This window comes from Lentisphaerota bacterium, from assembly GCA_016873675.1.
Classification (GTDB): domain Bacteria; phylum Verrucomicrobiota; class Kiritimatiellia; order RFP12; family JAAYNR01; genus VGWG01.
This window is the reverse complement of the sequence record VGWG01000176.1, coordinates 1-3,477: the sequence shown is the minus strand read 5'-3', so window position 1 is coordinate 3,477 and position 3,477 is coordinate 1. Positions and strand designations below refer to the sequence as shown.

At 65.5% G+C, this 3,477-nt stretch carries 3 protein-coding genes; all 3 read left to right on the top strand.

Going from position 1 to position 3,477, the window contains the following annotated elements; genetic code table 11:
- On the top strand, positions 1-184 hold a 184-nt coding region (locus tag FJ222_12345), incomplete at its 5' end, for an alanine racemase (protein ID MBM4165212.1).
- Between the two features lie 21 nt (positions 185-205).
- Positions 206-1,786, top strand: coding sequence for an NAD(P)H-hydrate dehydratase (locus FJ222_12340; GenBank protein MBM4165211.1), 1,581 nt, complete (start codon positions 206-208; stop codon positions 1,784-1,786).
- 38 nt (positions 1,787-1,824) lie between these two features.
- The coding region (locus FJ222_12335) for a polysaccharide biosynthesis protein (protein MBM4165210.1) at positions 1,825-3,477 on the top strand (1,653 nt) is incomplete at its 3' end.

Genomic DNA, 3,477 nt, shown 5'->3' with positions numbered 1-3,477 from the left:
GATGGACTACACCACCGTTTCGCTGGAGCAGGTTCCCGGTGCAACCGTTGGCGACGAGGTGGTCTGTCTGGGGGGCAAAGGACCGCTGGCGGTCAGCGTCGAGGACTGGGCGCACTTGAAGAACACCAACCCCTATGAGATTATCTGCTCGCTGGGTTCTCGGGTCGAGCGGCGTTACCGATAGCGTGAACCGGGAGGATCGAAGATGAAATTTCTGAAAGCCGAACACATCCGAAACCTGGACAAGCGAATGATCCAGGAGCGAAAATGCGCGGGCATGATGTTGATGCACCGTGCCGGCCTGGCCGTGGCGCAGGTGATCGCACAGCTTGCAACCGTGCGCAACGAGCATCGCCGTGTGACGTTTGTGGTCGGCAAGGGAAACAACGGCGGTGACGCTCTGGTGGCCGCCCGCCACCTGTATGAGAGCGGTTGGCATGTCGGCGTGCTCTTGACCTGCCTGCCCACCACACTGGAGGGCGATGCCTACGAGGCCTGGAATGATCTCCATGCCGCCGGTATCGTCCACCAGGTTTTCGCCGATGCGCGTGACTGGGAGGACACGATGGGGGAAGGCAAAGGCTCCGCCCGTCTGCCGATCACCGGCATCATCGTGGATGGCCTGCTCGGCACCGGCGCGGCGGGCGCCCCGCATGGCGTTGTCGCGGCCGCAATCCGCTGGATCCGCTCGGCGCACAAACGGGCGGTTGTCGTCTCGATCGACATCCCGAGCGGGGTGGATGCCGACACCGGCGCGGTCGCCGGAGATGCCGTGACCGCCGACATTACCGTCACCTTCGCCTATCCTAAGGCCGGGTTTCTCAATCCGGTCGCTCAAAGCTGCCTTGGACATGTCGTGGTTGCCGATATCGGCATCCATGAAAATTTTGGCTTCGAAGCGGAACGCGAAGCGGAAGAGCGGATTCAATTGATTGCCGCGCCCGAGCTGAACCGCCTCCTGCCGATCCGTGAGGAATTCGCGCATAAGCGCCTGTTTGGCCATGTCGGCGTCATTGCCGGCGCCCGCGGCTTCTCCGGCGCGCCTGCGCTGACGGTGGCCGGCGCGCTGCGCGCCGGCGCCGGACTGATCACCGCCGCCGTCCCCCCCGAAGCGATCCCGGGGCTGGCCGCGCACGCCCCCGAAGCGATGGCCTATCCGCTCGACGCCCCCGACGGCGTCATCACGGTAGGCGCCCTCGAACGGTGGGGCCGGTCGCTGGATGAGCTCGATTGCCTCGCCCTGGGGCCTGGCTTGACCGCCGCCGACACCACCCGTGATGTGGTGCAATGGGTGCTCGATCATTATGACGGCCGCGTGGTGCTCGATGCCGACGCCCTGAACGTCCTTCCCCGTGTCACCCTGCGCAAACCCGAGCGGTTGATCCTCACGCCCCATCCCGGCGAGGCGGCGCGGTTGCTGGGGCTGACACCCGCCACTGTCCAAGCCGACCGCCTGGGCGCGGTGCGCGCGCTGGCCGCGCGGTTTGGCGGCACCGTCGTCCTCAAAGGGGCTGGAACGCTGGTCTGTGAAGCCGCTGGCGATCCGTGGATCACCTTCACCGGCAACCCCGGCATGGCGACAGGCGGCAGCGGCGATGTTCTGACCGGCATCATTGCCGCCATGGCCGCGCGCCCGATGGCCGCATTCGACGCCGCCCGTCTGGGCGTCTGGCTGCACGGCACCGCGGGTGATTTCGCCATGTGGCGCGAAAGTCAGGAGGCGCTGACCGCGCTTGACATTACCCGCTCCCTCTCCCACGCCTTCGCCATGCTGCGGAATGCGTGAAGCACCCATCGCAATCGCGTTTAACTGGAGGCACGTCCATGGCTCCCCCAACGGTTCACAACACGCCATCGAGGCATGCGGCCGACCGGCTGAGCGCGCTTGCCCCGTTTGCCGCTGACCTGACCATCATGGCCGCCGCGCTCTTTGCGGCCTACACGCTGCGCTACAACTTCGATTGGACGCGCATCCACGTCGAGGCCTCCCGCATCCTGCTGCACCTGATTCTGCTGGCTGCCATCCAAGTCCTGGCGCTTGCCGCCTTTGGCTGTTACCGGCTCATCTGGCGGTTCATCGGGGTGGACGACGTGCCGCGATTTGTCTATGCCGTCGGGTTGACCACACTCGTTCTCGTTTTTATGATGGCCCCGCTGCCACCCGGAGTCCCCATCCGGGTGCCTGTGGGCGTGGTGATCCTCAATGGCGTTTTTGTCGTGGGCGGCCTGCTGCTCACCCGGTCATTCTGGCGGATCGCGTCTGTATCCGGAGCGGGGCGCGGAGGACGCGGACCGCTGCGGCGGGTGCTGCTGGTCGGCGCGGGCGTTACGGGCAACCAGGTCCTGCGCGAGATGCAGCAGCGCCAGCGGATCCGCGTCATCGGCTTTGTTGACGACGCGCCAGCCAAGCGTCGGGTCCTGCTGCAGGGCGTCCGCGTGCTCGGCACGGTTGACCGGCTCGACGACTTAGTGGTCCGGCACGCGATTGATGAAGTCATCGTCACCATGGTGCGCGCACCACGCGAGCTGATCGAGCGGGTGACGGCCTGCTGCGAACGATGCGGCGTCCCCGTCCGCATCGTCCCCGACTACTATGAGGTCATCACGGGCAGCGTCACCGTCAACCGGCTTCGCGAGATCGACATCACCGATCTTCTCGGCCGCGAGGAGGGCGTGCTGGACGATCCATCCGCCCTGGCGTTATTCAGCGGCAAGCGGGTGCTCGTCACCGGCGCGGGCGGCACCATCGGCTCCGAACTGACCCGACAGGTCGCCCGCATGGGCCCCGCACAGGTCGTGCTGATCGAGCGCGCGGAAAACGCCCTTTATGAAATAGAACGGGACTTGCAAGCCGGCATTCGCGGTGTGCCGATTGTGCCGATTCTGGCCGACATCGGGGACGCGATGCGCATGGAGGCCGTCCTTGCAGCCCACAAGCCGCACATTATTCTGCACGCCGCCGCGCACAAGCACGTGCCGATGATGGAGGCCAACCCGGGCGAGGCGGTGCGGAACAACGTGCTGGCCACTCGGAGGCTCGGGCTTCTGGCGATTCACCATCAGGTCCAGCGTTTTCTCCTGATTTCGACCGACAAGGCGGTGCGTCCATCGTCGGTCATGGGCGGAAGCAAACGGCTGGCTGAACACGTCATTCAGGGGTTGAACGGTGCCGGATCCACCCGCTTTTGCGCGGTCCGTTTTGGCAACGTCCTGGGTTCGTCGGGGTCGGTGGTGCCGCTGTTCCGCGAGCAGATTAAGTCTGGAGGCCCGGTCACGGTCACGCATCCCGACATGGCGCGTTATTTCATGACCACGCGCGAGGCCGTGCGTCTGGTTCTCCACGCGACGGCCTGTGCGGCAGGGGGCGAAATCTTTGTGCTCGACATGGGACGGCCCATCAAGATCCTCGATCTGGCCGAGATGATGATCCGGCTCTCGGGTCTCCGTCCGCATGAGGATGTCGCCATCACCTACACG